The organism is Bacillus cereus group sp. BfR-BA-01310, from assembly GCF_022664325.1.
GTDB classification, from domain to species: Bacteria; Bacillota; Bacilli; order Bacillales; family Bacillaceae_G; genus Bacillus_A; species Bacillus_A paramycoides.
Genome location: NZ_JAKUHD010000001.1, coordinates 736,430 through 761,847 on the forward strand (window position 1 = coordinate 736,430; position 25,418 = coordinate 761,847).

Here is a 25,418-nt window from a genome sequence, read left to right on the forward strand (position 1 = left end):
ATTAACATGAATACACTGCTTGTCGGTATTAACATCGCAGTCATGCTCATTTTAGTTGGTGTATTGTATTATATGCAACGTAAGCATGTATCTTTTAATAAACGTGTATTTACTGCTTTAGGAGTCGGAATTATCTTTGGTCTTATATTACAATTTATTTATGAGCCTACTTCTAAAGTAATTATTGAATCTAATAACTGGTTCGGTTTAATCGGTAACGGCTATGTGAAATTACTACAAATGATCGTTATGCCACTTATTTTAGTATCTATTATTTCAGCATTTACAAAATTACAATTAACGAAAAACCTTGGTAAAATCAGTGGTCTTATTATTGGAATTTTAATTCTTACTACAGGAATTGCTGCGGCTGTCGGTATAGCTGCAAGTGCAGGATTTGATGTATCAGCAACAGGTTTACAACAAGGTGCTGCAGAATCTGCTCGCCTGAAGCTAGTTGAAGAAAGATTTACTTCAATTGAAAAAACAACAATTCCAGACAAATTATTAGAACTGTTACCTACAAATCCATTTCTTGATTTAACAGGTGCTCGTCCTACATCAACAATTTCTGTCGTAATTTTTGCAGCCTTTATCGGAATTGCCTTTATCGGTGTAAAGAGAAAGTATCCAGAACAAGCTGAGTTATTTAAAAAGATGCTTGATGCTGCATATGCGATCGTAATGCGAATGGTAACGTTAATTTTACGACTTACTCCATACGGCGTATTAGCACTTATGGCGAAAACAGTTGCTGGTAGCGATATAAATGCTATTTTAAAACTTGGTAATTTCGTTTTGGCGTCTTATGTAGCACTTATCGTAATGTTTATCATTCACTTATTATTAATTGCTCTATCTGGTTTAAATCCAATTCAATATGTAAAAAAGGTATTCCCTGTATTAACTTTCGCATTCACTTCTCGCTCTAGCGCAGGTGCAATGCCATTAAATATTGAAGCACAAAAAGAAAAACTTGGTATTTCAGAAGGAATCGCAAACTTCGCTGCATCCTTCGGGGTATCTATCGGTCAAAATGGTTGCGCAGGTATTTATCCAGCGATGCTTGCAATGATGGTCGCTCCAACTGTCGGAATTGATCCGTTACAACCACAATTCATTTTAACTTTAATCGCTGTCGTTGCAATTAGCTCATTCGGTGTTGCCGGTGTTGGTGGCGGTGCAACATTTGCAGCATTAATCGTACTATCTACAATGAACTTACCAATCGGTATTGTCGCTCTTGTTATCTCGGTTGAGCCATTAATCGATATGGGGCGTACAGCTCTTAACGTGAGTGGCTCTATGACAGCAGGTCTTATTTCTAGTAAATGGCTTGGTGAATTAGATCAAGATACGTACAATCAAGACGATGTAAAAACTGGGGAAATTGCTTCATAATAAAAAAGGAAGCTAACATGGTAAATTGTTAGCTTCCTTTTTTATTTCTTCCCATCTTCCTCTTTATTCCGCATTAACGGGCAGTAAGGCTCCCACCTCAAAATTCGGAGAATGCGAGGAAGTTAGGTGGGAGCCTTACTGCCCGTTAATGCCCGATTGGTTCAACTAATAATCAGTGGGGGATGAACAAAACCCCCACTGATTAAAGTTTCACTTTATCTTTCAAACATAAGGCATAACATATCGTCTCAAATACTATAAATAAAGCTCTACCAATATCTTTTATTTTCTCACAGCCCGTCCCTTTTACAAATAACCATTTTGCTCGCACCATTCATGAAATTGCCGCACATCTACTCCAACTAAAACAATATCCTTTAGCTCTACATCAATACTTTGATCATCAATTACAATTACAAAATATGTCTCTAATTGTTTTTCCTTTTTCTTTACAATTCCAATTCGGTTCCGATGCGGCCCATCTTTTATATATGCTTTTTGCCCTACAATATCAAAGTTCAAGATTCTCACCTCTTTTACTGCGCTCAAATTGGAAATACGAACACAACTTCGGAAAATTTCCTTTCATTGCACTATTTCTCTATATATATGACGAAACAATAAAAGAGTCCTTCCTTCTTTACAATTATTTTTTCTTTGTTTCATTTTTATGATTGAAACGTAAAGTTTATAATAAAACACACTTGGAAGCGCTTTCTATGTAATTTTTTATGTTATAATATATAAGTAGAACTTCGTAAAGAGGGTTAAAAAATGAATACAAACATGATTAAAAAAGTAATTGAAGCATTAAAAGTATATGGCTTTCAGGATGTATCATTCTGTGAAGAAACAAAGAAATTTTTATTTCATAACGAAACCGATATTATGAGCGGCTATGCAGAAATAACATATAGTAGTCAATTTGAAAAATTCAACGTACAAATTCACCCAATTGAGACACATCACCAAGCAGAGTTACAAGAGGTCGAAAGACATATACAAACTTGCATACGAAAAGTAGAGTATTTAAATGCTCTTCTTACTGGACAAACAAAGCTAGATGATAAAATTATTATTATGTAAAAAAAAGAACGTGATATCCTCACGTTCTTTTTTCATTATATGTTCATCTTTTCTTTTAGTTGTAATCCTGTAACGGATTGTAATACATCCATTGCTTCTCCAAAAGTCATATCAAAAATCGTTTTATCTTCTATGTATGGGAACTGTCTAAAACGTTTTTCTAACATTTTTACTGCATCCGATGTGAAATTTGCACTATCAATGCCAAATTCTGTTTCAAGAAGCACGATCCAATCTAACACATGAAAACCTAATCCATTGACGAATGAAATAAGTTTTTCTTCTGGCTGTGAAGATAAAAATACGTGTCGTTCCATCTCACTGAAAAGTTCTTCTCCTAAAATTTCAGCTAACTCATCATCATGTTCACGTTCAATAATCTCTTCATAACCATAGTCATCAACAAGCTCTTCCACTTCTTCACTATCCTCACAAAGCAATTGGCTAAGAAGTGCATCTTTCTTGAACTCACTATTTTGTACAACTTCTAAAAAACTTGTTTCCCATCCATTTTCTAATTTCATATAACATAACTCCTTTATGGCTTTTTCTTATCATCACTGTACCCAAAAGATCACTTTTATAATCTTTTAGGTAGTTACTATTATTCCATATGTTTTATAACATAAGATGCAAACTCAGATGCATCTCCATCAAAAATACTTACCTCTGGCAAATGGTAAAACGTTGTTTGCAGCGGGTTTCCTTCATGATAAATATATACCTTTTTCTCTAGCGCAATCGCCATTCCAAACTCTGTATGACTTCCATTTCCGCCATCTAATATAAGTAAAAAGACATCGGCTTCTTTTATAGCATTCTTCTCTGCCTGACCAATTTCTCTTAATTGTTCTTGATTAACTGCTCTTTCATTTTGGGTCCAATCATATGTATGGTGCCATCCTGAATTTTTCAGTTCATTCGCTATAGAGCGTACAAGATGTTTATTTTGGAATCCTGAGGCGATATAAAAATTCATTTATATACACTCCTTAATTATGTATGGGGAAACTCCTTCTTTAGCGTTAATGGGATTTTTTTCAAAAGAAATCCCCATCTTTAGAACTTATTTGTGTTTAAATGATGGGGTGCCTCATGGTCTTCTTTTATTTTTTGTTTTTTATAACTTTCATCAGCTAACATTTCTAGTTCAGCTGTTATTTCTGATTTCTCAAGCTCTCGTTCTTGTGAAAATTTCCGTGAAATATAAACAATAACACTACCAACGTACAACACAAAGCATATAATAAGTGCAGTATTTTCATAGAGACTTAGCTCCAACACAGTCACTCCTAATCCATTCGTATTTTCACGCTTAATCAATTGGAATTTCCCTATTAACCATCTGTTATTGTAACATAAATATATCAATTCTTCGAACCTTTCATTCTATTGAAAAAGGCATGATTTAAAAATCATGCCTCCGAGATATGTTTAATAATGGTCTTTATCGCTTCTTTTCCATTATATTTTTTTAACGCTTCTTTATACGTTTTATTATTATGATATAACTCTTCTACATGCTGTATAAGCGAGTCCACCGTTACATCCTCTTCATATAATACCGATGCATACCCTTGTCTTTCAAAGGATTCTGCATTTAAAATTTGATCTCCGCGACTTGAAGATTTCGATAACGGAATTAAAAGCATCGGCTTTTGCAATGTTAAAAATTCAAAAATCGCATTGGATCCTGCACGTGAAATAACAAAATCTGTTGCTGCTAATATGTCTGGTAACTCTCCATGTACATATTCAAATTGTCTATATCCTTCTTTATTTTGTAATGATTCATCAAGATTTCCTTTTCCGCAAAGATGAACAATTTGATAATTTTTCAGAAGATCTGGAAGTGCCAATCGAACAGTTTCATTAATTTTCTTTGCTCCTAAACTTCCTCCCATAACAGTAATAACTGATTTCTTACGGGAAAATCCTAGAGACTCTAAACCTTTTTCACGATTTCCTCTTAGTACTTCTTCACGCACGGGCGATCCTGTATATATTACTTTCTCTTTCGGTAAGTGCTTCGCAGCTTCTTCAAATGTAACAAATATTTTTGAGGCAAAACGGAGCGCAATTTTATTTGCTAGTCCAGGTGTCATATCAGACTCATGTAACAAAACTGGCACCCTATTTAACCATCCGCCAATTACGACTGGTACAGATACGAAACCACCTTTTGAAAAAATAACATCCGGTTTTAGTTTTCGAATCCTTATATACGCATCCATAACACCCTTCATCACAAGGAAAGGATCTTTTATGTTTTTCAAATCAAAATAACGACGTAGCTTCCCACTTGCAATACTATAGTACGGAATTCCTTCCTTTTCTATAATCGTTTTTTCAATTCCTTGATGAGAACCGATGTAAGAAATGTCCCAGTTTTTTTCCTGTAAATGTGGAATAATTGCTAAATTAGGTGTTACATGTCCTGCCGAACCGCCACCTGTAAAGACTATTTTTTTCATACGTCTCCCCCTTCTACACTATAGTACACTAAAATACCTTGCCTCAGGGTGAGAAAATACCATGGCCGTTACAGACGCTTCCGGCTCCATCATAAATCCTTCTGTTAATGAAATCCCTATTTCCTCTGGGTGAATTAAGCGAAATAATTTTTCTTGGTCAGCAAGTTCTGGGCATGCTGGATAACCAAATGAAACACGAATACCTCTATATTTTGTACGGAATCGTTCCTCCATCGTCAGTTCTGGTGAATCTGGAATTCCCCAGCGATCTCGAATTAACATATGTGTTTTCTCTGCGAGCCCCTCTGCTAATTCGAGTGCTAACGATTGAATCGCATGACTGCGTAGATAATCTCCCTTCGCCTTCCATTCCTCTGCAACATCGCGGACACCTTCTCCAACAGTGACAGATAAGAAAGCAACATAATCCATCTCATCTCCAATCGGGCGTAAGTAATCACCTAAAGTACGGTATGGAGCTTTTCCTTGTCTCGGAAATTCGAATCGCTCAATAATACGTGTATGATCTTCTGGATCGTATATAACGATATTTTGTCCATCACTTTGCGCCGGGAAAAATTGATATACCGCTTTCGGACGTAACCAAGATTGTCCTTCTTGTAATAATTCATCAATTAAGTCATTTAGCTCATGCGCTCTTTTATCTCCTTCTTGCAGGAGTTTTTTTACGTTTCCTTTTAATCCAAGGTGGTGCCCGAGTAACATTTGTCTATTTAAAAATGGGGAAAGATGTGAAACCGGAATATCGCGTAATACAATTCGTTTTGTTGAATCGGGCACTATAACCGTCGCTTTTGGTAAAGGTTCAATAACTGCCGGAATTTCTACTTTCTTCTCCTCTTGTTTCACAATATGAAGATGGCGTTCCTTTTTATCTTGCTTCATCTTCTCACGCTCTTCTTCTTTTTGTAATCGATTAATAATATCAAGGCCAGTCATCGCATCACTCGCATAACATACGAGCCCTTTATATGATGGAGAAATACGATTATCTGTAAACTTTCTCGTTAGCGCTGCACCACCGACAACAATTGGAATATCAATATTCGCTGCTGTTAAATCTTCGGCAGTCGTTACCATTTGTTGAGCTGATTTTACTAATAAACCGGAAAGACCAATGATATCAGGTTTCTTTTCTTGTACTTCTTGAACAATTCTATCCGAACGAACATTAATTCCTAAATTAATAATTTCATATCCATTATTTGATAAAATAATTTCAACAAGGTTTTTCCCAATATCATGTACGTCCCCTTTAACGGTCGCTAATAATACTTTCCCTTTTTTCGCACTATCGCTAGATTCCATATGTGGCTCTAAATAGCTTACGGCAGCTTTCATACTTTCAGCACTTTGCAATACTTCAGCAACTATAAGCTCATTATTATTAAATAATCGCCCCACCTCATCCATTCCTGTCATAAGTGGACCATTAATAATATCCAGCGGTTTTCGTCCTTCTGTAAGCGCGAGACTTAAATCTTCTTGTAGTCCTTGCTTCGTACCTTCTACAATATAGTTTGCTAATCGTTCATCAAGCGTTAGCGTTTCTTGTACAACGACATCTTTCGTTTTGGCAACACGATAAAAGTTTGTAAACTCTTCTAACGTCTCTTTCGTCGTTTCAAATAATAATGCATCTGCAAGACGTTTTTCTTCCTCCGGAATTGACGCATAGCGCTCTAATTTTTCCGTATTGACAATCGCATAATCTAATCCTGCTTTCGTTGCATGATAAAGAAAGACCGAATTTAACACTTCTCGGCCGGCCGGCGGCAGACCAAATGATATATTACTCACCCCTAAAATTGTTAAACATTCTGGTAACGCTTCTTTAATAAGACGAATCCCTTCTATAGTCGCTGCCGCTGAACCTATATATTCTTCATCACCTGTTCCTACAGGAAACACAAGCGCATCAAAAATAATATCAGATGGGCGTATACCGTACTTCTTCGTTAGTAACTCATAACTTCTTTTAGCAATTTCTATCTTTCTTTCTGCACTAACCGCCATACCATCTTCATCAATTGTCCCTACAACTATAGCAGCACCGTATTTCCGAAGAAGAGGTGTCACTTTTTCAAAACGTTCTTCTCCATCTTCTAAATTAATAGAGTTAATAACAGCTTTTCCTTGAATATAAGTAAGAGCTTTCGCCATAACATTTTCATCTGTCGAATCAATCATAATCGGGACTTTTAGCACTTTCGTAACTTCTGCCAAAAATCTTTCCATATCTTCTATTTCATCACGATCAGGGTCCGCCATACAAATATCAATAATATGAGCATTTTTCTTCACTTGTGCTCTTGCCACTTCAGCAGCCTCTTCAAATTTCCCTTCTGCTACTAATCTTTTAAACTTACGCGATCCAATTACGTTCGTCCTTTCTCCAACAAATAGGGGCCTCATAGAATCATCGTATTGCAGTGCTTCTAGCCCACTAACTCCATGTCCAACTCGTTCATGATGCTCACGAGGATTAATCGAGGCAAGCGTCGATTTCATTGCACTTATATGTGCGGGTGTTGTGCCACAACAACCACCAATAATATTAATCCAGCCTTCCTCAGCAAAACGTTTTACTTTTTCAGCAAGTGAAGCTGGCGATTCATGATAATGCCCATCTTCATCTGGAAGACCGGCATTTGGATAACAAGAAATATAACACTCCGATAAATCAGATAGCGAACGAATATGTTCCCTCATAAATTCCGGACCAGTCGCACAGTTTAATCCAACAGATAACGGCTTCATATGCTCTATTGATAAATAAAAAGCTTCGATTGTTTGCCCTGCTAAAGTCGTTCCCATCGGCTCAATTGTTCCCGAAATCATAATAGGTACTATTTTGTTTAGTTCTTCAAACGCCGATTGAATTCCAATATACGCAGCCTTTACATTACGCATATCTTGACTCGTCTCAACGAGCAATACATCAACTTCTCCTCTTAATAATCCTCTCGCTTGCCTTGTATATGCTTCGATTAACTCTTCAAAAGTCACACCGCCTGTAACACTAATCGCTTTCGTCGTTGGTCCCATCGCTCCCGCAACAAATACTTCTTTCCCGCTTTCTTTAACCGCTTGCTTCGCCAAAAGCGCTGCCCTTTCGTTTAACTCTTCATCTAAATGAGACAATGCATAATCACTTAGTACAATATTAGTTGCACCAAACGTATTTGTTTCAATAATATCTGCACCAGCTTCAATATAAGCTTTATGAATCTTTAAAATAACATCGGGTCTTGTTTTTACTAAATATTCATTACACCCTTCGTATTCTTCTCCTCCAAAATCTTCCGCTGTTAAGTCTTCTTGTTGGATCATCGTTCCCATTGCACCATCTAATATTAAAATTTCATGTTGTAATCTCTCTTCTATTCGTTTCATCAATTAATACCTTCTTTCACTTCTTTCACTTCTTGCTTTTCTCTCACATATTTCACGAGATGTTCTGTAATTTCATATTTTAAAAACGGCGTAACAAGATAAATACCGTTAAAATATTTCATCGCTGCATCAATTAATTGTTGTGAAATACGAATTCCTTCTTCGATAGCTGCCTCTTTCGTTTCATGTCCATCCATTCTTTGCCTTATCTCTTCTGGAAGAGTAATACCCGGCACTTCAAAATGAAGAAAATCGGCATTCCTCTTACTTACTAACGGCATAATTCCAATAAAGATAGGTTGTTCCAAATGCTTTGTCGCTTCATATACTTCTTTAATTAAAGCTACATCATAAATCGGCTGAGTTAAGAAGTACTCTGCTCCAGCATCTATTTTTCTTTCCATTCGTTTTACCGCTGCTTTTAAATGTCTTACATGAGGATTGAATGCACCTCCGACAGAAAATCTTGTTGCCGGGCCGATTGATTTCCCTAAAATAGAACGACCGTCGTTCATCTCTTTAATCATTTTAATTAGCTCGATAGATGACAAATCATATACAGAAGTTGCACCTGGGAAATCACCAACACGCGCTGGATCACCAGTTAAAGCTAACACTTCCTCCATACCTAATGCTGATAATCCAAGCAAATGAGACTGCAATCCAATGACGTTATGATCTCTACACGTTAAATGCGTCAATACTGGAATATCATGCTTCGTTAATAATGCACCCATAGCCATATTAGAAACGCGAGGAGATGCTAATGAATTATCTGCTAGAGTAATAGCATCCGCTCCAGCCCTTTTCAGTGCTCTTGCCCCTTCAAAGAATCGCTGCGTATCTAACGTTTTCGGTGGATCTAATTCCACTACAACTGTCGTTTGTTTCTTTGCCTTCTCCGCGAGAGTAACATGAGCTCTCGAACGCTTCTCGTGTGTATGGACCACTTTAGGCCTTGGAATCGTCTCCTTTGCTATTACGGGGGCAATATTTGCAATAGCACGTTTCATTCCTGCAATATGTTTCGGGGTGGTACCACAACAACCGCCTAATAAACGAATACCTTGTTCAATAAATTTTGGTGTCATCTCTTCAAAATATGCTGGACTTCCCTCATACACGTAACGCCCCTCCACATAATTTGGGAGACCTGCATTCGGATATGCTGATAAATAGCCATCTTGAGGGATCGATATCATTTTGAAAGCTTCCGTCATATGAAGTGGTCCTAGTTGACAGTTCAATCCAACGACATTTGCACCGTAATCTAAAAGCTGTTTTAATATTTCATTTACATCATTCCCATTTTGAGTCGTACCTGCCTCATGTAACGCTAACTGAGCTACAATCGGAATATTCGTTTGTTTACGCAATACTTTAACGGCATGCAATAATTCAAATTCATCATAAAAAGTTTCTAATAGTAATCCATCAACCTGTTCTTCTAGTAAAGCACCTGCCTGCTCAAGTAGCATAAATTCTCGCTCTATATCAGTCGTTGTAACAGCTCCAATATGTTTCATACCGCCAATTGTCCCTAAAATTGCATTTCGTTCTGTTACTGATGCTTTCGCAAGCTTCACCGCCGCTTTATTAATTTGGACAACTTGATTTTCCAAGCCATACATACGTAATTTCGCTTCATTTGCCCCATACGTATTCGTTTGAATAATATCCGCTCCAGCAGCTACATATTGTTTATGGATTGATATAATTAAGTCCGGATCAGACAAATTCAATTCTTCAAAACTACTTTGTAAACCATGCGAATGTAATAACGTTCCAACCGCACCGTCACCTATTACAATTCCTTTTGATAATAAATCTAGTAATTTCACGTATCTCCCTCATTTCTATCAATATAAAAACCCCCTCTTCACTTTGAAGAGGGGACATAATCGTTCCTCCTCTTATTATGCAAAACATTCGTTTTGCAGGTATTAGCACCGTTTCAAACTTTTCGTTTGAAGGTTGCCGGGTTTCACAGGGCCTTTCCCTCCACCGCTCTCAATAAGAGTTTGTCTTTATTATTTTATTTATGTAGCTAAAAGGAAATGCGCTCCCCTTTTAACAATGTTTGTTAATTTTTTAATAAATTTAGCATGCACAAAAATAAAAGTCAATGACACTTGCGTAAAAATAAAAATTATTTTAAATAGAGTTGCAATTCAATTATCTTTTGTTGTAAAGTTAAAAACATAATAAAAATTTCATACGAACATTCTTATCTAGAGAGGTAGAGGGACTGGCCCTATGACGCCTCAGCAACCATTAACGTTCATTCGTTAATAAGGTGCTAATTCCAGCAAATTGTGAAAGATTTGACAGATGAGAAGAAGACTCTATTCAAACCGAAAGCCTTCTTCTTAGAAGGCTTTTTTTATTTTACATTCACATAGTCGTTCACTTTACAAAGGGGGAATTTTCACATGTCAACAATCGAAACAAAACTAGCACAAATCGGGAATCGTAGCGAAACTACAACAGGAACTGTTAATCCACCAGTTTATTTCTCAACTGCTTATCGGCATGAAGGGATTGGTAGATCCACAGGATTTGACTATTCAAGGACTGGAAATCCAACTCGAGGTCTTTTAGAACAAGCAATCGCAGACCTAGAAAATGGCGATCAAGGTTATGCCTGTAGCTCAGGAATGGCAGCTGTTCTCCTTGTCCTTTCGTTATTCCGTTCTGGAGACGAACTTATTGTATCTGAAGATTTATATGGGGGAACGTATCGATTATTTTCTGAGCATGAAAAAAAGTGGAATGTTCGATGTAGATACGTAAATACACAATCTATTAAACAAATTGAGCAAGCTATCACAACTGAAACAAAAGCTATTTTTATAGAAACCCCGACTAATCCACTAATGCAAGTTACTGATATCGCAGCTGTCGCAAGTGTAGCAAAAAGGCATGGACTACTTCTTATTGTAGACAATACATTCTACACGCCTTATATACAGCAACCATTAACAGAAGGTGCCGATATCGTACTTCATAGTGCAACGAAATATTTAGGTGGGCATAACGATGTACTAAGCGGACTTGTCATTGCAAAAGGCAAGGAACTTTGTGAAGAAATCGCTCATTATCATAATGCCTCTGGTGCTGTCCTAAGTCCATTTGACTCATGGCTATTAATTCGTGGTATGAAAACTTTAGCGCTTCGCATGAGACAACATGAAGACAATGCGAAAGCAGTTGTTGCTTATTTAAACAATGAAGACGGTGTGACGGATGTATTTTATCCAGGAAGAGGCGGTATGATTTCATTTCGTCTTCAAGATGAAACATGGATTAATCCATTCTTACAATCTTTATCCTTAATTACATTTGCTGAAAGTCTTGGCGGTGTGGAAAGTTTAATGACTTATCCAGCTACACAAACGCATGCTGATATTCCTGAAGAAATCAGAACGGCAAACGGTGTATGCAATCGTCTTCTTCGATTCTCCGTTGGCATTGAAAATAGTAACGATTTAATTCAAGACTTAAAACAAGCCATTAAACTTGTAAAAGAAGGTGTAAGAATATGAGTTATTCCGTAGATACGCTTTTACTGCATAATCAATATAAGCATGACTCACAAACAGGAGCTGTTAACGTTCCCATCTATAACACATCAACATTTCACCAGTTTGATGTAGATACTTTCGGAAAGTATGACTATAGTCGATCTGGTAATCCAACACGTGAAGCTCTTGAAGATATCATTGCTTTATTAGAAGGTGGAACAAAAGGATTCGCCTTTGCATCAGGCATTGCAGCAATTTCTACTGCATTTCTCCTTCTTTCGCAAGGTGACCATGTTCTTATTTCAGAAGATGTATATGGCGGCACTTATCGAATTGTTACTGAAGTTCTCTCCCGTTATGGTGTTTCACACACATTTGTTGATATGACCAATTTAGAAGAAGTGAGACAAAATATTAAATCGAATACAAAACTCTTTTACATCGAAACACCTTCTAATCCACTATTAAAAGTAACGAATATTCGTGCCGTTTGTGAATTAGCGAAATCAATCAATGCTCTTACATTTGTAGATAATACATTTTTGACACCACTATTTCAAAAGCCGCTTGATCTTGGGGCCGATGTCGTACTTCATAGTGCAACAAAATTTATTGCTGGTCATAGCGATGTCACCGCCGGATTAGCTGTCGTAAAAGATGAAGAGCTCGCTCAAAAGCTCGGCTTTCTACAAAATGCTTTTGGTGCTATTTTAGGACCTCAAGATTGTTCTCTCGTGCTTCGCGGTCTGAAAACATTGCATGTACGTCTCGAACATTCAGCTACCAATGCCAATAAAATTGCACATTTTTTACAAGAGCACTCTAAAGTTCAAAATGTCTATTATCCTGGATTACAATCACATCTTGGCTATAGTATTCAACAATCTCAAGCAACATCGGCTGGGGCTGTTTTATCTTTCACCTTACAATCCGAAGATGCACTGCGCCAATTTTTATCGAAAGTTAAATTACCCGTTTTTGCGGTTAGTCTAGGAGCTGTTGAATCTATTCTTTCATATCCAGCAAAAATGTCACATGCAGCTTTATCACAGGAAGCACGTGATGAAAGAGGGATTTCCAACTCATTACTTCGTTTATCGGTTGGTCTTGAAAATGTTAACGATTTAATATCTGATTTCGAGAATGCTCTTTCTTATGTAGAAGAACCTATAAATGCATAAATGAAAGAAACGAAGCTGTGTACGAATAATAAAATTCTTCAACAAATAAAGTGAAACTTTAATCAGTGGGGGTTTTGTTCATCCCCCACTGATTATTAGCTCTCACCAATTGGGCTTTTACGGGCAGCCCGACTCCCACAAATAGCGGGATAAAATAGTTATTTAAAAAGATGATATGAAATTTGGTTCTCATATCATCTTTTTATGTTGTCTAATATATCGAATTCTTTTTTGATTTCTTCGTATCTTTCTATAATTCATTACAAAACAAGAGTGCATAATACATCCTCAAATGATAGAATTATTAATATATTGTAAAGTGAAAGAGGTAAAAATAATGGAGACTTGTGCCGATGTTTTAATCGTTATCGATTTACAAAATGGCGTATGTTACAACGGAGACCATTTATTTGATTTACAAAATTTACTCACTAAAGTAAATAATAGAATCGCTTTATATCGAGAATTACATAAACCAATCATTTTTGTTCAACACTGCGATGAAGAATTAGTACCTGAAGAAGAACTTTGGGCTATTCATGCCAATCTAGATGTTCAAAACCACGATTTTTTTGTAAGAAAAACACATGCAAATTCATTTTATAAAACAAACTTAAAAGAGATTTTAGACAAATTATCTGTACATCGCATTGAATTTTGCGGTGCCCAAACAGAATACTGTATGGATGCTACGATTAAATTTTCTCATGGATTAGGATACGAAAACTTCATGGTACAGAAAGCAACCTCTACTCTGAATAATTCATTTATGTCTGCACAAGAGACGATTGATTTTTATGAGAATATATGGAACAACAGATTTTTAAAGTTGATAAAAAATGAACTCTAGAATAAATGATTAATGACTTGATCATGCTAAGATTTATCAGCTACACTCAAGTATTTCATTATCACCATAAAGAAGCTGATTACATTCGGCTTCTTTTATTTTAACCTGTTTTATATTCTATATATAACATTATAATTCCTTTTTTGCATTATTTTAAAAATTTTGTATATTCATTTGAAAGAATAAGAAAATCATGATAAAATTGTGTTACAAATATATCTATATCTTTCAATTTTTAAAATGCATCAAAATTTTCACCCAAAAATATCATTTTACAAAACTGTACAAATTTATCTATTTTATTTACATCAGGGTCTCTTTTCTTACAATTTCTTTACTTTAGGACTTTTTTTCTGCAACAACTGTTTTCTTTTCTCTAATTTTTTGGTATGTATAGTATGGTATAACAGCTCACACGGAGGTGGAAAAGAACATGTTAGAAACCTTTCAAAAAGAAATAGAACTATATGAAAGCAATGCAGAATTATTGAAAGTGCTTGCTCATCCTGTTCGCTTATGTATTGTAAAGGGATTAATTGAACGTGGCCCAAGCAACGTTTCTACAATGTACACAGGCTTAAACATGCCACAATCTACAATTTCACAGCATTTAGCAAAGTTAAAAAGTGCTAAAATCGTTTCTAGTGAAAGAAAAGGATTAGAAATTTACTACAAAGTAGAAAACGAAACAATTATTCAACTCGTTCGCGTATTATTAGGTTAGGGACCAATAGACAGAGAAAAAGAACGTATTCTATATTTTTCATCTCATATCTTTAATATAAATATATATCATGAGAGGAAAATATATAATGCTACATACTACAAGTCGTATTAAAAAACAAGACACAGAAATTACTGTGTCTTGTTTTTTCACATGTACAAATAACGATTCAAATATAAATCTTTCATGTCTTTCGTATGTATAACGACATCGAAAGCATGACCTAATCCTCCGTTCAAAATCATAGAACGAATAGCTCGATTTAGTTTTTGAGTTTCAGAAAAAGGGTTGGTATCTTGATGGCTAGCAAGCTGATCTAATATTCCTGCTGCTAACAAAAACTCTGATTGCTTCCTATGCCATATCGTATTCATTCCTTGTAGCTCGAAAATCACCTTCAACTCATCCCAATGAACATGAGTAGTAAGGTCCATTTCTCCTGGATATGCAAGAGGGTTACGAATTAGCTTATGCTTATAATATCCTCTTAAACTTCCTTCATGATGTGCAGGATTCATCCATTCTTCTTTTGTATATCCATAATCAATTGTAATACATATACCTTTCTGAAACCATTTCGCAATCTCTTCTATATACTCTTCCATTGCAATAGGCACTTCAAAACGCTGTCCTTCCGCAATATGAATGTTATATTTCAATAAGTAACGACCGATTTTTTTCTCTATCGGTCTAAATACTTCTGCAAGGTTCCCATCATCTGTATACGTGATACGTACTTCATACAAAATTCCATTTCTTTTCTCAACTACTTCAACAGGAAACGCATCAAATAATTCATTCGAAAAAATAATCCCTTCGAAAGACTCTCCTATTTCAATATAAGATGTATAATACGACACATTATTAAATGAGCAAAGACTCTCCTGCTGTAATTTTCTATGAAAAGGGCTCACTTCAATAATTGAATAGTTTACATTGATAAAAGTTTCCGGAGATAATTGTTTCCATTCTTGTAAAACATCATAGGCAAATTTTCCTGTTCCCCCACCAATCTCACAAATATTTGGAGAAACTTCACCATTTTCAACAAGACGAGTAAAAAACTTAGCAAAAGTTTTTGCAAAAACAGAGGATACGTTGCTACTTGTAAAAAAATCCCCATGCCTTCCAATCTTGTCACGTTCCTTCATATAATAGCCATGTTCTTCTGTATACAATACGAGGTTCATATACATACTATATGAAATTGAATAATCCTTCTCTTTCCCCATCCATTCTCTTAAAATGAGCTCCATCCCCATAATGACTCCTTATTGTAAAAATGGATTATTTTCTTTTTCAAAACCAATGCTTGTTTCTGGACCATGTCCACATAGCACCGCTGTTTCATCTGGTAATACAAATAATTTCTCTTCAATGCTTCCAATTAATTCGGCAAAGCTTCCGCCAGGTAAATCTGTTCTTCCGATGCTCATTTGGAATAATACATCACCAGAAAATACAGCATTTGCCTCTTTACAATAATAAGAAATGCTCCCTGGAGAATGTCCTGGCGTCTCAAAAATTTCAAAATTAAATGAACCAATTGTTAATGCACCCTCTGCATCAATAATATGATCTGCTGGTTTTGCTGTAATACTGCGGTTCATCATAAAAATTTGTGATCCATTCACAGTTGCATCCCCTAACCAATCCGCTTCTTCTTTATGTACGTATACAGGAATATGAAAAGCGTCTCTTACCGCATCAACAGCACCAATATGATCAAAATGAGCATGTGTTAATAAAACCGCCAGCGGTTTTAATTGTTCTTCTTGTAAATATGTAACAAGTTTCTCTCCTTCATGACCAGGATCAAAGATAATACACTCATTTTGATCGTTCATTAAAATATAAGCATTTGTTTGTAATGGGCCTAACGGCATTTGTGTCCATTTCATATAAAAATCTCCTCCAGTTATTAAACTTACTTTTAATGATACAACATTTCTTTCTCTTAGGAAAAGAAAGGATGCTATCTCGACAATCATTTTTAAAACATGTACAATATAAAAGAGTAAATATTCCAAAAACTCATTATAATAATGGGTAGACAGAGGAGGATATTGTATGGGCCTTGTTATTATTTTTGCGCTAGTCACTCTGTTAGCTGTATTTGCTACACTTAGAACACTTCGTGAAAAAAACTTATTCGCGAGCGGCTTTGCTATTGCAACTGTACTCGTTTTCGGATGGTTTACAATCATGACTGTTCTCTATAGTGGATACCCACCAACAGCTTAATTCATTTGCAGTTTTATTCTTCATCAAGATTTTGCATAAAAAGAGGAAGGGCTGCCCCTTCCTCTTCTCATATTTCACTACTTATATCATCTTTGCCTCGTATTTGTGCTTTTTTACAAGCCACGCTCCTCCAATAACACCAGCATCATTGCCAAGTGTTGCAATGGCTAACTTCGTGCTCTTTACAGCGCGTGAGAAAGCATATTGCTCAAAGTAGCGTTGAATTGGCTCTAATAGTGCGTCACCAGCTTTAGATACGCCACCACCAATTACAATTTTCTCAGGGTTCAACGTACTAGAAAGGTTTGCTACAGCTAATCCTAAATAAGAAGCTACTTTTTCTACTACTTCGCCTGCTAGTTCATCACCTTGTCCATGTGCTTCAAATACATCTTTTGATGTAATACGCCCCTCTTCTGCTAACATAGAACGTAACATACTCTCTTTATCAGTCTCTTGTATTTTTTGCATAGCAACACGCACAATACCCGTTGCAGATGCTACTGTTTCTAAGCAACCAGACTTCCCGCAATTACATGGGAAAGCATTCTCTGTTACTACTGTAATATGTCCAATCTCACCGGCAGCACCACTTACACCGTGTACAATCTCACCATTGGCGATTACACCGCCACCAACACCAGTGCCAAGTGTCATACAAATTAAATCTTTTGCTCCTTCACCAGCACCTTTCCACATTTCACCAAGCGCCGCTAAGTTTGCATCATTATCAATAACAACAGGTAACCCTGTTTCTACTTCTAGTAAATCTTTTAACGGATAGTTTTTCCATCCTAAATTAACCGCTTCATAGATCATTCCAGATGCCACATGTACAGGACCAGGAGCTCCCATACCAATACCAATCAACTTGCTTTTTAATTCACCTAACTCTTCTAACTTTTTATCGATAGCTTTCGCTACATCAAGTGTAATATGTTTTCCTTGCTCATTTGTATTCGTAGGGATTTCCCACTTATGTAAAATTTCACCGTACACATTAATAAATGCTAATTTAATCGTTGTACCACCAAGGTCAACACCAACCAACCATTTCTCTTCCATGCTGCTTACCTACCTTTATCTAATTCTTATTTATCTCTTTTTGAATTTCTTGCTTCAACAAAAATAAAGCTGTTTGATAGTCTTGTGGATCGATTAGCTGTGATTGATTTAATTCACGTAGCTCATCTTGCATTAATTGTAAATCAGCGATCCGATCACCCGTATAAATAATCGTGCCAAATTTCTTTAGCAATTGCTGAATATCATAAATGGATATCATTTTATCACCCTCTATGCTCACTTACTATAAAAAATTATAATAAGAAAACGTTCACATATTTTATTATAATCAAGAAGAAAAAGTCTCGTCAATTTTTATTTGTCTATACAAGCCCATTTATAACCATTGTTCCTTTTTCTGTAATAATTTTTTCTACATTTTTATCAAATGGCTCTACCGGAATATGTTTTACTATTTGAAAATCATAAGCTAATGATAGCGTTTTCCCTTTATAATGCACGAGGTAACGATCATAATAGCCCCCACCATATCCAATCCGTTCTCCTCGCTGCGTATAAGCTACGCCTGGCACGATTTGAAGATTAATTTTATCCGCATCCACTTCTTCTGTAAGCATAGGGATCGGTTCACGCAAATTCATATATACCGTTTCTAATTGTTCAAAATTACTAATTTGTCGGAAAGACATCGTCCTTGTCCCTCTATTACACTTCGGGACAACTACTTTCTTTCCTTCTTTCCACGCTTTTTCAATAATAGGATATGTATCCACTTCATTTTCCATTGAGAGAGTTATTCCGATTGTTTTAGCTTCAATCCACTCTTTTTGCACATACAACGAAACTGCAATTTGTTCCGATAAAGTTATATACTGTTCTTCTGATAAAGAATTCATGTGTTCTATTATTTGTTTACGCAAACGTATTTTCTCTTCCTTCACACACTTTTCCCCCTTGCAGTGACACTTTACTCTACGAAGATAGTGTATCACTTTTAACGTAGGAATCGCATAAAAAAAAAGAAACAGTAGGAAAATATTCCTACTGCTTACTTTGTTTCACGGTGTAACGTAGACTTCTTGTCACGCTTGCAATACTTTTTAAGCTCAATACGCTCAGCGTTGTTACGTTTATTTTTCTTTGAGATATAGTTACGATCTCCGCATTCTGTACATGCTAGAGTAATATTCACACGCATTCTTATTTCCCTCCAGTCACTAATAACTTAAATCAGACTATACTATAATACCACTTTTAAAATAAAAATTCTACACCTTTTGATATTGTCTAATTTTTTCTATAAGATTTTTCATGTTTTCCCTTGCTATTAATGGGTTTCTAGCATGTGAATACACCAAAAATTTTGGTTGTTTTGTATCAGAAACGATATAAGACCACTCTTTTTCTGTATATTTGAACTGTATTCCTTCTAATATCCCTTCTTCTTTTCTTTCCATATCGTCCAATAATTTCCTCATTACTTCCCCTTTTTCTTTCCACGAACATACAACTTCATCATAAAGTAGATAAAGTGGAGGTGATTTCTCTACTATGCTAACTAACGTTTTTCCTTGCAACGCTATTAATTCAAATAATTTTCCAATTCGATATAAAATATCTCTCTTCCATCTTATTTGAAAAGGTTTTTTTCCATCATGCATATAAAAGAGAAGATAACATTCTCCTAGCTTCAAAGACATTGGGTAAATATTACCTGCAGATTCGAGTAATAAATCAGGAATACCTACTTCTTCAAAATCAGTCCCTTGGTAAATATTACTATGATTATCATATAATTCGAAGTGATTTCCGTGCTCAGAGAACATAAGCGCCATATTTGCTTTACTCGATTTCATCAAAGCTTTCACATGATCTTTTTGTTCACTCGCATAAATCCATGTAACTGTGCACCCAAGCCTTTGTAAAAAGAGCATAAGTAAATGTTGTAACATATCATTTCTCTTATTAATAAGAAGATGAAACCTCTGTTTTTGTATCGTTTCAATATCAATGCGCTCTAATACAGCTTCTACATAATTATTTAAAGAAACGTGAACCTGTTTATTTCGGCCCATTTCTTTCTCACAGACGTAATAAAACGACTCAGACATATATACTTGTTCTATCGCTTTTTGCTGCTTATACGTCAACAACGTGCCATCCTTACCATACAGCTGTATTACAATGCCTCTTTCGTTTTCCACTTGAATGAAAACTCCACCTGCACATTGCAAATTATGAATGGCATACTGAAAAAGTGACTCATTCATTTCTTTACATTCCATCGTATGAATCCCGATGCCATGAATGGCATGGAGGAATAAATTTTTAAAGGAAGTTGTTTCTATATTTTCCTGACTTCCGATTAATATACTCTCCCCCTTTGTTAAAAGAGATCCATAAGCCATTGCAGCTTTCACAATAAATTGAGGAGTAATTTCAACATTACCTCTTCCTACAATCCGGCTTTTTTGTAGCCATCCTGCACTCTTTTCACTCTCTTGAACACCGGCAGAACCTACTACTGAATGACTATCTATCTCCTTATATGGCCATAGTTTTCCTTTTTGCTTAATTACTGTACTTTTCCCGATATGACAATGGTCCGCTACAATACTTTTTTGAAAGAGTGTAACGTCATCTTCGACCATTGTATGCTCTCCTATTGTTGTTTCTAATAACTCACAATTTTTTCCTATATGAGCATTCGCAAAAACAATACTTTTTTGAAGATGAGAATAACTTGAAACGATACTATTTTTTCCGATAATAGAGTACGGTTCAATTACAGCCCCCGCACCAATCATTGCTCCTTCTCCAATAAAAGAAGGACCATGAATTTTCGTCCCTTTCCCAATTGTTACACCTTCCCCCATCCACACCATCGGTAATACTTCTGTATATGGAATAGGTACTTTCAATTTTTTCGTCAACAAATCGAATTGTGCTTGCCGATATTGATCAAATGTACCAATATCTAGCCAATAATCTTCTGATAAATATGCAAATAATGCGTTTTTATTTGCCAATAACGGAAACACATCATGACTGAAATCAAAAAATCCCATGGATGGTATGTAAGAAAAAATTTCCGGCTCCATTATATAAATACCTGTATTCACAACATTAGAAACAACCTCATTCCAACTCGGTTTCTCTATATATCGTATAACTTCTTGTTCTTTATTCATTACAACTAACCCAAAGGAGAGTGGATTTTCTACTTCTTTCGCAAACATCGTTACCATTCTCTTCTTCTGTTCATGAAATGCAATTCCTTCTGACAATTGAAAGTCAGTTAGTGCATCCCCACTAATAACAACAAATGTTTCATCTAAAAAACTTTCCGCTTGCTTAATGCTTCCTGCTGTTCCAAGCGGAGGAGAGTCTTCAAAATAATACAAGTCAACTCCCCATTTACTACCATCACCAAAGTATTGCTTAATGGCAGTACTCATATATTGAACTGTAATTGCAATTTCACGAATACCATGCTGACGTAATAATTCAATATTGTATTCAAGAACTGGTTTTTCTAACAACGGTAACATCGGTTTTGGAGTATTACACGTTAATGGTCTAAGGCGTCTCCCTTTTCCTCCAGCTAAAATAACCCCCTTCATATACTTCAGCCTCCACTTATATAATGTTCAATAACTCCGTATACCATATGTATATCATTTCCCCCGCATTAACTGGCAGTTAATGCCCGATTGGTGCGGACTAATAATCAGTGTGAGATAAAAATAAAAACCACTCATTTAAGTTTCACTTTATACATGAATGTATCTTTTAAATTCCAGCCAAAAGAAAGCGCTTACTATTAACTTGGTAAAATTATTAATAAGACATTATTAACAATTATGTACTTATTTTTCCATTAATTATGATACATCTTATCATCATAAACTAAAGGAAACAACGAGCTTTTTTTGTCATGTTTTGACTAAAAAAAGCAGGTGATTTCTCATCACCTACTTTTTTCCCTACTCATTCAATAAATAATGCTTTCCTTTTACTAAATAAAATACATTCTCAGCAATATTTGTAATATGATCTGCTACACGCTCAATATATCTTGCAACAAAGGATAGTTGTGTAATTTGTGTAATCGCTTCTGGTTGCCCAGGGATAGAAGATATAAATTCACGAATCGCCTTTCCATATATTTCATCAACTGAGTCATCCATTTCAGCAATTTGTTTAGCCAAAGTTAAATTTTCTTGCTCGTATGCTTCTAATGCTAAATTTAACATTTTATGAGCAATCTCAAACATTTCCTCAAGATTATGCAAGCTAACAACCACTTCTTTTTCTCCAAGACGAATTGTCGATTTCGCAATATTAACAGCATGGTCTGCAATACGCTCTAAGTCTGTCGCTGTTTTAATTGAAATGAAAATTCTTCTTAAATCACTTGCTACAGGCTGCTGTTTTGTAATAAGCATAAGCGCAAGGTCATTTATTTCCTCTTCTAAATTATCCATGCGATAATCCCCATCAATGACTTCTAACGCTTTCTCTACATCCCTGTTGTGAAGACCTTCCATAGCAATTAATAAAGCTTCTCTTGCTAACTCACCAAGTTCAATCACCTTTTGCTGTAACGTTTTTAAGTCACCTTGAAACTGTTCTCTTACCATTGTTTCTTCCCCCTCAATATTATGTGTCATTATATATTAATCCCCTATCTAGCCTCTAATATATTTATTAAGGCTTTGAGATAAAAGAAATATTACTTCCCTTTAAAATGAGGTAAAAATAAGAAACGCCCTCTGTTAAGAGGGCATTTACTCTTAGCCTTACAACGATATCAACCAAATCGTCCTGTAATGTAGTCTTCTGTACGCTTATCTGCAGGTGTTGTAAATAGTTTGTTTGTCTCTGTATATTCCACAACTTCCCCACTTAAGAAGAAAGCAGTTTTATCTGAAATACGTGCTGCTTGTTGCATGTTGTGCGTTACGATAACAATACTAAAATCTTTCTTTAACTCCTGAATTAGTTCTTCTACTTTTAATGTTGAAATTGGATCTAGCGCCGATGTTGGCTCATCCATTAAAATAACGTCTGGCTCAATCGCTAAGCAGCGTGCAATACATAGACGTTGTTGCTGTCCACCAGATAAACCGTAGGCGTTATCATGCAAACGGTCTTTTAACTCATCCCAAATCGCTGCCCCGCGCAAGCTTTTTTCAACGATTTCATCAAGTGTTTTTTTGTCACGAATACCATGAATTTTCGGACCATATGCTACATTTTCATAAATAGATTTTGGGAATGGATTTGGCTTTTGGAACACCATTCCCACATGCGTACGCAATTCTTCAACCGGATATGACTTATCAAATATATTTCGTTCCCTATATTCGATAACACCTGTAGTTCGAACTATAGGCACTAACTCTACCATTCGATTTAGCGTTTTTAAGTACGTTGATTTACCGCAACCACTTGGACCGATAATTGCTGTAACTTCATTCTCATGAATACTTAAATTGATATCTTTTAAAGCGTGATCTTCTCCGTACCATAAGTTTAAATTTTTCGTATCAAATACTACTTTCTTTGGTGCTGTCTCGATTTTCTCTTCATTTTTCACCTGTACATTTACTACTGTTGCTACCATTTGAATTCCCCTTTCATCCACTTCCAACTTATTTTCGATTTCGTAACCATAAGACAAATATATTTATAAAGAGCAGCAATCCTAGCAAAACAATCATCCCAGCTGCTGCTACATACTGAAATTCTTCTTGTGGTCTACTCATCCAATTAAAAATTTGAATTGGTAAAACCGTAAATCTATCAAGCATACTGAACGGAACATAATTTGCAAATGCAAGTGCCCCAATAACTAACAATGGTGCTGCTTCACCAATTGCTCTCGATACCGCTAAAGTACATCCCGTTACAATCCCTGGCAAAGCTGCCGGCAATACAATTTGATACATTGTTTGCCACTTCGTAGCACCTAATCCGTAAGAAGCCTCTAATAATGAACTCGGTACAGCTCGAATCGCTTCTTGACTCGCTACAACAACAGTTGGTAAGACGAGCAAGCTCATTGTCAGTGCCGCCGCGACTATGCTCTCTCCTAAGTGGAGAGCATATACAAAAATAGTTAATCCGAGTAAACCAAACACAACGGAAGGTACCCCTGCTAACGTTTGGTTATTTAGTTCTATTAACTTTTTAAAGACGGAGTCCTTCGCGTAATGCTCTAAATAAAGAGCTGTTCCGACTCCAAATATAAAAGAGACCGGTATAACAATGCTCATAAATAATACTGTCCCTGATAAAGAAGCAGCAATCCCTGCTTCTTTCGGATTACGTGACGCGAAGTTTGTAAAGAAATCTATTGAAAGATAACTTATACCCTTTTCAAAAATTTGAACCAGCAATATAAAAAGTATTGCTACAGAAAACAAAATTGCTATATAAAAAAACAACTTGTAAATTCGATCTTTCAAAAAACGTGATGCCATATTTTCTTGTATTTTTTTATGGTTTAGCATCCGCATATTATGTCACCTTCCTAAAACGGCGCATAATATATTGCGAAATAATATTCATAAAAAAAGTAAACATAAATAGCGTCGCACCTACAGCATACATGCTGTAATAAGTAATTGTTCCGTGCGGAGCATCCCCTAAACTCACTTGTACAATATATGCTGTTAATGTTTGAATGGATTGGGTCGGATCTATCGATACATTAGGTGTTGATCCGGCTGCAATAACAACAATCATCGTTTCACCAATTGCTCTAGAAGCTGCTAATATAATCGCTGCCATTATACCCGTAAAAGCTGATGGAAACACCACTTGTTTGACCATCTCAAAACGAGTTGCTCCTAGTGCTAACGAGGCTTCTTTAATGCCTTTTGCCACAGCTCTCATCGCATCTTCAGAGAGAGACGCAATCGTAGGTATCATCATAAAACCTATAACGATGCCTGGGCTAATAGCATTAAAGAACTGCAAATCTGGTATAATCCGTTGTAAAAGTGGTGTGACAACTGTTAATGCGAAAAAGCCATATACAATTGTCGGGATGCCTGCTAATAGTTCTAACAACGGTTTTAGTATTTTCCGGGCACCATTTGAAGCATATTCACTTAAAAATACGGCACAACCTAAACCAATAGGAATTGCTACAACCATAGCAATTGCTGTTACAAGAATTGTTCCACATATAAGTGGTAATATACCGAATTTCGGATCTTCAAAAAAAGGTAACCATTCTTTCTCAGTCAAAAAAGAATACAATGGTATCTTTTGAAAAAACATAATTGTTTCATTTGCCAACGTAATAATAATTCCAAGTGTCGTTACAATGGACACGCTAGCAATTGCTTTTAGTATTAACGGAACAATTCGATTGATTCGCTGCGTTTTTCTTCTTCTATTTGTATTTCTCTCAATCAAATGTTGTACAGAAAATGTAATTTGACTTTTGTCATTATGAGCCAAAGATGAAAACCCCTT

Annotated in this window: 25 protein-coding genes and 2 riboswitches; of the genes, 7 read left to right on the forward strand and 18 right to left on the reverse strand. The window is 35.9% G+C overall.

Going from position 1 to position 25,418, the window contains the following annotated elements; genetic code table 11:
- Positions 1-6 precede the first annotated feature (6 nt).
- A complete protein-coding gene (locus MR109_RS03880; RefSeq protein ID WP_048374185.1) occupies positions 7-1,401 on the forward strand; it encodes an L-cystine transporter in 1,395 nt (464 codons plus the stop codon).
- A gap of 306 nt (positions 1,402-1,707) precedes the next feature.
- Here MR109_RS03880 and MR109_RS03885 read toward each other — a convergent pair whose 3' ends face one another.
- Positions 1,708-1,923, reverse strand: a complete 216-nt coding sequence (locus MR109_RS03885) for a DUF3912 family protein (protein ID WP_002173455.1) — start codon at positions 1,921-1,923, stop codon at positions 1,708-1,710.
- Positions 1,924-2,175: 252 nt separating this feature from the next.
- On the opposite strand from MR109_RS03885, the gene MR109_RS03890 reads away from it, so the two are divergent.
- The gene (locus tag MR109_RS03890; protein WP_071718624.1) at positions 2,176-2,487 is read left to right on the forward strand and encodes a hypothetical protein; all 312 of its coding nucleotides are present in this window, start codon (positions 2,176-2,178) and stop codon (positions 2,485-2,487) included.
- A 35-nt stretch (positions 2,488-2,522) separates the two neighbouring features.
- Here MR109_RS03890 and MR109_RS03895 read toward each other — a convergent pair whose 3' ends face one another.
- From MR109_RS03895 to MR109_RS03920, 6 genes are all read right to left on the reverse strand, one after another.
- Positions 2,523-3,011: a hypothetical protein gene (locus MR109_RS03895; protein WP_242271139.1), complete on the reverse strand. Its 489-nt coding sequence runs from the start codon at positions 3,009-3,011 to the stop codon at positions 2,523-2,525.
- An 80-nt stretch (positions 3,012-3,091) separates the two neighbouring features.
- The gene (locus MR109_RS03900) at positions 3,092-3,466 is read right to left on the reverse strand and encodes a nucleoside 2-deoxyribosyltransferase (protein WP_098473268.1); all 375 of its coding nucleotides are present in this window, start codon (positions 3,464-3,466) and stop codon (positions 3,092-3,094) included.
- Positions 3,467-3,546: 80 nt separating this feature from the next.
- On the reverse strand, positions 3,547-3,807 hold the full coding sequence (locus MR109_RS03905) for a DUF3966 domain-containing protein (protein WP_025147442.1): 261 nt from the start codon (positions 3,805-3,807) through the stop codon (positions 3,547-3,549).
- A gap of 95 nt (positions 3,808-3,902) precedes the next feature.
- The gene (locus MR109_RS03910; protein ID WP_242271140.1) at positions 3,903-4,961 is read right to left on the reverse strand and encodes an undecaprenyldiphospho-muramoylpentapeptide beta-N-acetylglucosaminyltransferase; all 1,059 of its coding nucleotides are present in this window, start codon (positions 4,959-4,961) and stop codon (positions 3,903-3,905) included.
- An 18-nt stretch (positions 4,962-4,979) separates the two neighbouring features.
- Positions 4,980-8,378, reverse strand: coding sequence for a methionine synthase (metH, locus tag MR109_RS03915; protein ID WP_242271141.1), 3,399 nt, complete (start codon positions 8,376-8,378; stop codon positions 4,980-4,982).
- On the reverse strand, positions 8,378-10,219 hold the full coding sequence (locus tag MR109_RS03920) for a bifunctional homocysteine S-methyltransferase/methylenetetrahydrofolate reductase (RefSeq protein ID WP_242271142.1): 1,842 nt from the start codon (positions 10,217-10,219) through the stop codon (positions 8,378-8,380). Before MR109_RS03920 ends, metH begins: the two co-directional genes overlap by 1 nt.
- A 69-nt stretch (positions 10,220-10,288) precedes the next feature.
- A riboswitch (SAM riboswitch) is annotated at positions 10,289-10,398 on the reverse strand.
- A 204-nt stretch (positions 10,399-10,602) separates the two neighbouring features.
- Positions 10,603-10,716, forward strand: a riboswitch (SAM riboswitch).
- A 94-nt stretch (positions 10,717-10,810) separates the two neighbouring features.
- On the opposite strand from MR109_RS03920, the gene metI reads away from it, so the two are divergent.
- From metI to MR109_RS03940, 4 genes are all read left to right on the forward strand, one after another.
- Positions 10,811-11,923: a cystathionine gamma-synthase/O-acetylhomoserine thiolyase gene (gene metI, locus MR109_RS03925; protein WP_098303811.1), complete on the forward strand. Its 1,113-nt coding sequence runs from the start codon at positions 10,811-10,813 to the stop codon at positions 11,921-11,923.
- Positions 11,920-13,083: a cystathionine beta-lyase gene (gene metC, locus MR109_RS03930; RefSeq protein WP_002173464.1), complete on the forward strand. Its 1,164-nt coding sequence runs from the start codon at positions 11,920-11,922 to the stop codon at positions 13,081-13,083. Before metI ends, metC begins: the two co-directional genes overlap by 4 nt.
- 337 nt (positions 13,084-13,420) lie before the next feature.
- Positions 13,421-13,933 carry a cysteine hydrolase family protein gene (locus MR109_RS03935; RefSeq protein ID WP_242271143.1) on the forward strand — a complete coding sequence of 171 codons (513 nt, stop codon included), beginning with the start codon at positions 13,421-13,423 and terminating at the stop codon, positions 13,931-13,933.
- Between the two features lie 433 nt (positions 13,934-14,366).
- Positions 14,367-14,657, forward strand: a complete 291-nt coding sequence (locus MR109_RS03940; RefSeq protein ID WP_000894375.1) for an ArsR/SmtB family transcription factor — start codon at positions 14,367-14,369, stop codon at positions 14,655-14,657.
- Between the two features lie 149 nt (positions 14,658-14,806).
- Here MR109_RS03940 and MR109_RS03945 read toward each other — a convergent pair whose 3' ends face one another.
- Together MR109_RS03945 and MR109_RS03950 are read right to left on the reverse strand one after the other, a co-directional pair.
- Positions 14,807-15,919, reverse strand: coding sequence for a class I SAM-dependent methyltransferase (locus MR109_RS03945; protein ID WP_242271144.1), 1,113 nt, complete (start codon positions 15,917-15,919; stop codon positions 14,807-14,809).
- 9 nt (positions 15,920-15,928) lie between these two features.
- Positions 15,929-16,558 (reverse strand): MBL fold metallo-hydrolase, encoded by a 630-nt coding sequence (locus MR109_RS03950; RefSeq protein ID WP_098473262.1) that lies wholly within the window; start codon positions 16,556-16,558, stop codon positions 15,929-15,931.
- A gap of 169 nt (positions 16,559-16,727) precedes the next feature.
- Between MR109_RS03950 and MR109_RS03955 the strand changes: the two genes are divergently transcribed.
- Positions 16,728-16,901, forward strand: a complete 174-nt coding sequence (locus tag MR109_RS03955) for a DUF2759 domain-containing protein (protein ID WP_025147434.1) — start codon at positions 16,728-16,730, stop codon at positions 16,899-16,901.
- A gap of 81 nt (positions 16,902-16,982) precedes the next feature.
- On the opposite strand, the gene glcK is transcribed toward MR109_RS03955, so the two are convergent.
- From glcK to pstC, 9 genes are all read right to left on the reverse strand, one after another.
- Positions 16,983-17,966 (reverse strand): glucokinase, encoded by a 984-nt coding sequence (gene glcK / locus MR109_RS03960; RefSeq protein WP_002173469.1) that lies wholly within the window; start codon positions 17,964-17,966, stop codon positions 16,983-16,985.
- A gap of 19 nt (positions 17,967-17,985) precedes the next feature.
- Positions 17,986-18,186: a YqgQ family protein gene (locus MR109_RS03965; protein WP_002173470.1), complete on the reverse strand. Its 201-nt coding sequence runs from the start codon at positions 18,184-18,186 to the stop codon at positions 17,986-17,988.
- Positions 18,187-18,289: 103 nt separating this feature from the next.
- Positions 18,290-18,868: a 5-formyltetrahydrofolate cyclo-ligase gene (locus tag MR109_RS03970; protein ID WP_242271145.1), complete on the reverse strand. Its 579-nt coding sequence runs from the start codon at positions 18,866-18,868 to the stop codon at positions 18,290-18,292.
- A gap of 107 nt (positions 18,869-18,975) precedes the next feature.
- Positions 18,976-19,125, reverse strand: a complete 150-nt coding sequence (gene rpmG / locus MR109_RS03975; protein WP_001265616.1) for a 50S ribosomal protein L33 — start codon at positions 19,123-19,125, stop codon at positions 18,976-18,978.
- A gap of 70 nt (positions 19,126-19,195) precedes the next feature.
- Positions 19,196-21,550 (reverse strand): sugar phosphate nucleotidyltransferase, encoded by a 2,355-nt coding sequence (locus MR109_RS03980; RefSeq protein ID WP_242271146.1) that lies wholly within the window; start codon positions 21,548-21,550, stop codon positions 19,196-19,198.
- 363 nt (positions 21,551-21,913) lie between these two features.
- The gene (gene phoU, locus MR109_RS03985) at positions 21,914-22,570 is read right to left on the reverse strand and encodes a phosphate signaling complex protein PhoU (protein ID WP_025147431.1); all 657 of its coding nucleotides are present in this window, start codon (positions 22,568-22,570) and stop codon (positions 21,914-21,916) included.
- A gap of 170 nt (positions 22,571-22,740) precedes the next feature.
- Positions 22,741-23,556, reverse strand: a complete 816-nt coding sequence (pstB, locus tag MR109_RS03990; RefSeq protein WP_025147430.1) for a phosphate ABC transporter ATP-binding protein — start codon at positions 23,554-23,556, stop codon at positions 22,741-22,743.
- 28 nt (positions 23,557-23,584) lie between these two features.
- On the reverse strand, positions 23,585-24,451 hold the full coding sequence (gene pstA / locus MR109_RS03995) for a phosphate ABC transporter permease PstA (RefSeq protein WP_048374197.1): 867 nt from the start codon (positions 24,449-24,451) through the stop codon (positions 23,585-23,587).
- Between the two features lies 1 nt (position 24,452).
- Positions 24,453-25,403: a phosphate ABC transporter permease subunit PstC gene (pstC, locus tag MR109_RS04000; RefSeq protein WP_098473259.1), complete on the reverse strand. Its 951-nt coding sequence runs from the start codon at positions 25,401-25,403 to the stop codon at positions 24,453-24,455.
- Between the last annotated feature and the right edge of the window lie 15 nt (positions 25,404-25,418).

What these genes read in the sequence shown, in the direction of transcription:
- MR109_RS03900 (WP_098473268.1), bottom strand. Translation starts at nt 3,466, where the DNA reads ATGAATTTTTATATCGCCTCAGGATTCCAAAATAAACATCTTGTACGC.
- MR109_RS03890 (WP_071718624.1), top strand. Translation starts at nt 2,176, where the DNA reads ATGAATACAAACATGATTAAAAAAGTAATTGAAGCATTAAAAGTATAT.
- MR109_RS03955 (WP_025147434.1), top strand. Translation starts at nt 16,728, where the DNA reads ATGGGCCTTGTTATTATTTTTGCGCTAGTCACTCTGTTAGCTGTATTT.
- metI (WP_098303811.1), top strand. Translation starts at nt 10,811, where the DNA reads ATGTCAACAATCGAAACAAAACTAGCACAAATCGGGAATCGTAGCGAA.
- pstA (WP_048374197.1), bottom strand. Translation starts at nt 24,451, where the DNA reads ATGCGGATGCTAAACCATAAAAAAATACAAGAAAATATGGCATCACGT.
- phoU (WP_025147431.1), bottom strand. Translation starts at nt 22,570, where the DNA reads ATGGTAAGAGAACAGTTTCAAGGTGACTTAAAAACGTTACAGCAAAAG.
- pstB (WP_025147430.1), bottom strand. Translation starts at nt 23,556, where the DNA reads ATGGTAGCAACAGTAGTAAATGTACAGGTGAAAAATGAAGAGAAAATC.
- MR109_RS03950 (WP_098473262.1), bottom strand. Translation starts at nt 16,558, where the DNA reads ATGAAATGGACACAAATGCCGTTAGGCCCATTACAAACAAATGCTTAT.
- MR109_RS03910 (WP_242271140.1), bottom strand. Translation starts at nt 4,961, where the DNA reads ATGAAAAAAATAGTCTTTACAGGTGGCGGTTCGGCAGGACATGTAACA.
- metH (WP_242271141.1), bottom strand. Translation starts at nt 8,378, where the DNA reads ATGAAACGAATAGAAGAGAGATTACAACATGAAATTTTAATATTAGAT.
- MR109_RS03880 (WP_048374185.1), top strand. Translation starts at nt 7, where the DNA reads ATGAATACACTGCTTGTCGGTATTAACATCGCAGTCATGCTCATTTTA.
- rpmG (WP_001265616.1), bottom strand. Translation starts at nt 19,125, where the DNA reads ATGCGTGTGAATATTACTCTAGCATGTACAGAATGCGGAGATCGTAAC.
- MR109_RS03935 (WP_242271143.1), top strand. Translation starts at nt 13,421, where the DNA reads ATGGAGACTTGTGCCGATGTTTTAATCGTTATCGATTTACAAAATGGC.
- metC (WP_002173464.1), top strand. Translation starts at nt 11,920, where the DNA reads ATGAGTTATTCCGTAGATACGCTTTTACTGCATAATCAATATAAGCAT.
- MR109_RS03895 (WP_242271139.1), bottom strand. Translation starts at nt 3,011, where the DNA reads ATGAAATTAGAAAATGGATGGGAAACAAGTTTTTTAGAAGTTGTACAA.
- glcK (WP_002173469.1), bottom strand. Translation starts at nt 17,966, where the DNA reads ATGGAAGAGAAATGGTTGGTTGGTGTTGACCTTGGTGGTACAACGATT.
- MR109_RS03965 (WP_002173470.1), bottom strand. Translation starts at nt 18,186, where the DNA reads ATGATATCCATTTATGATATTCAGCAATTGCTAAAGAAATTTGGCACG.
- MR109_RS03945 (WP_242271144.1), bottom strand. Translation starts at nt 15,919, where the DNA reads ATGGGGATGGAGCTCATTTTAAGAGAATGGATGGGGAAAGAGAAGGAT.
- MR109_RS03980 (WP_242271146.1), bottom strand. Translation starts at nt 21,550, where the DNA reads ATGAAGGGGGTTATTTTAGCTGGAGGAAAAGGGAGACGCCTTAGACCA.
- MR109_RS03940 (WP_000894375.1), top strand. Translation starts at nt 14,367, where the DNA reads ATGTTAGAAACCTTTCAAAAAGAAATAGAACTATATGAAAGCAATGCA.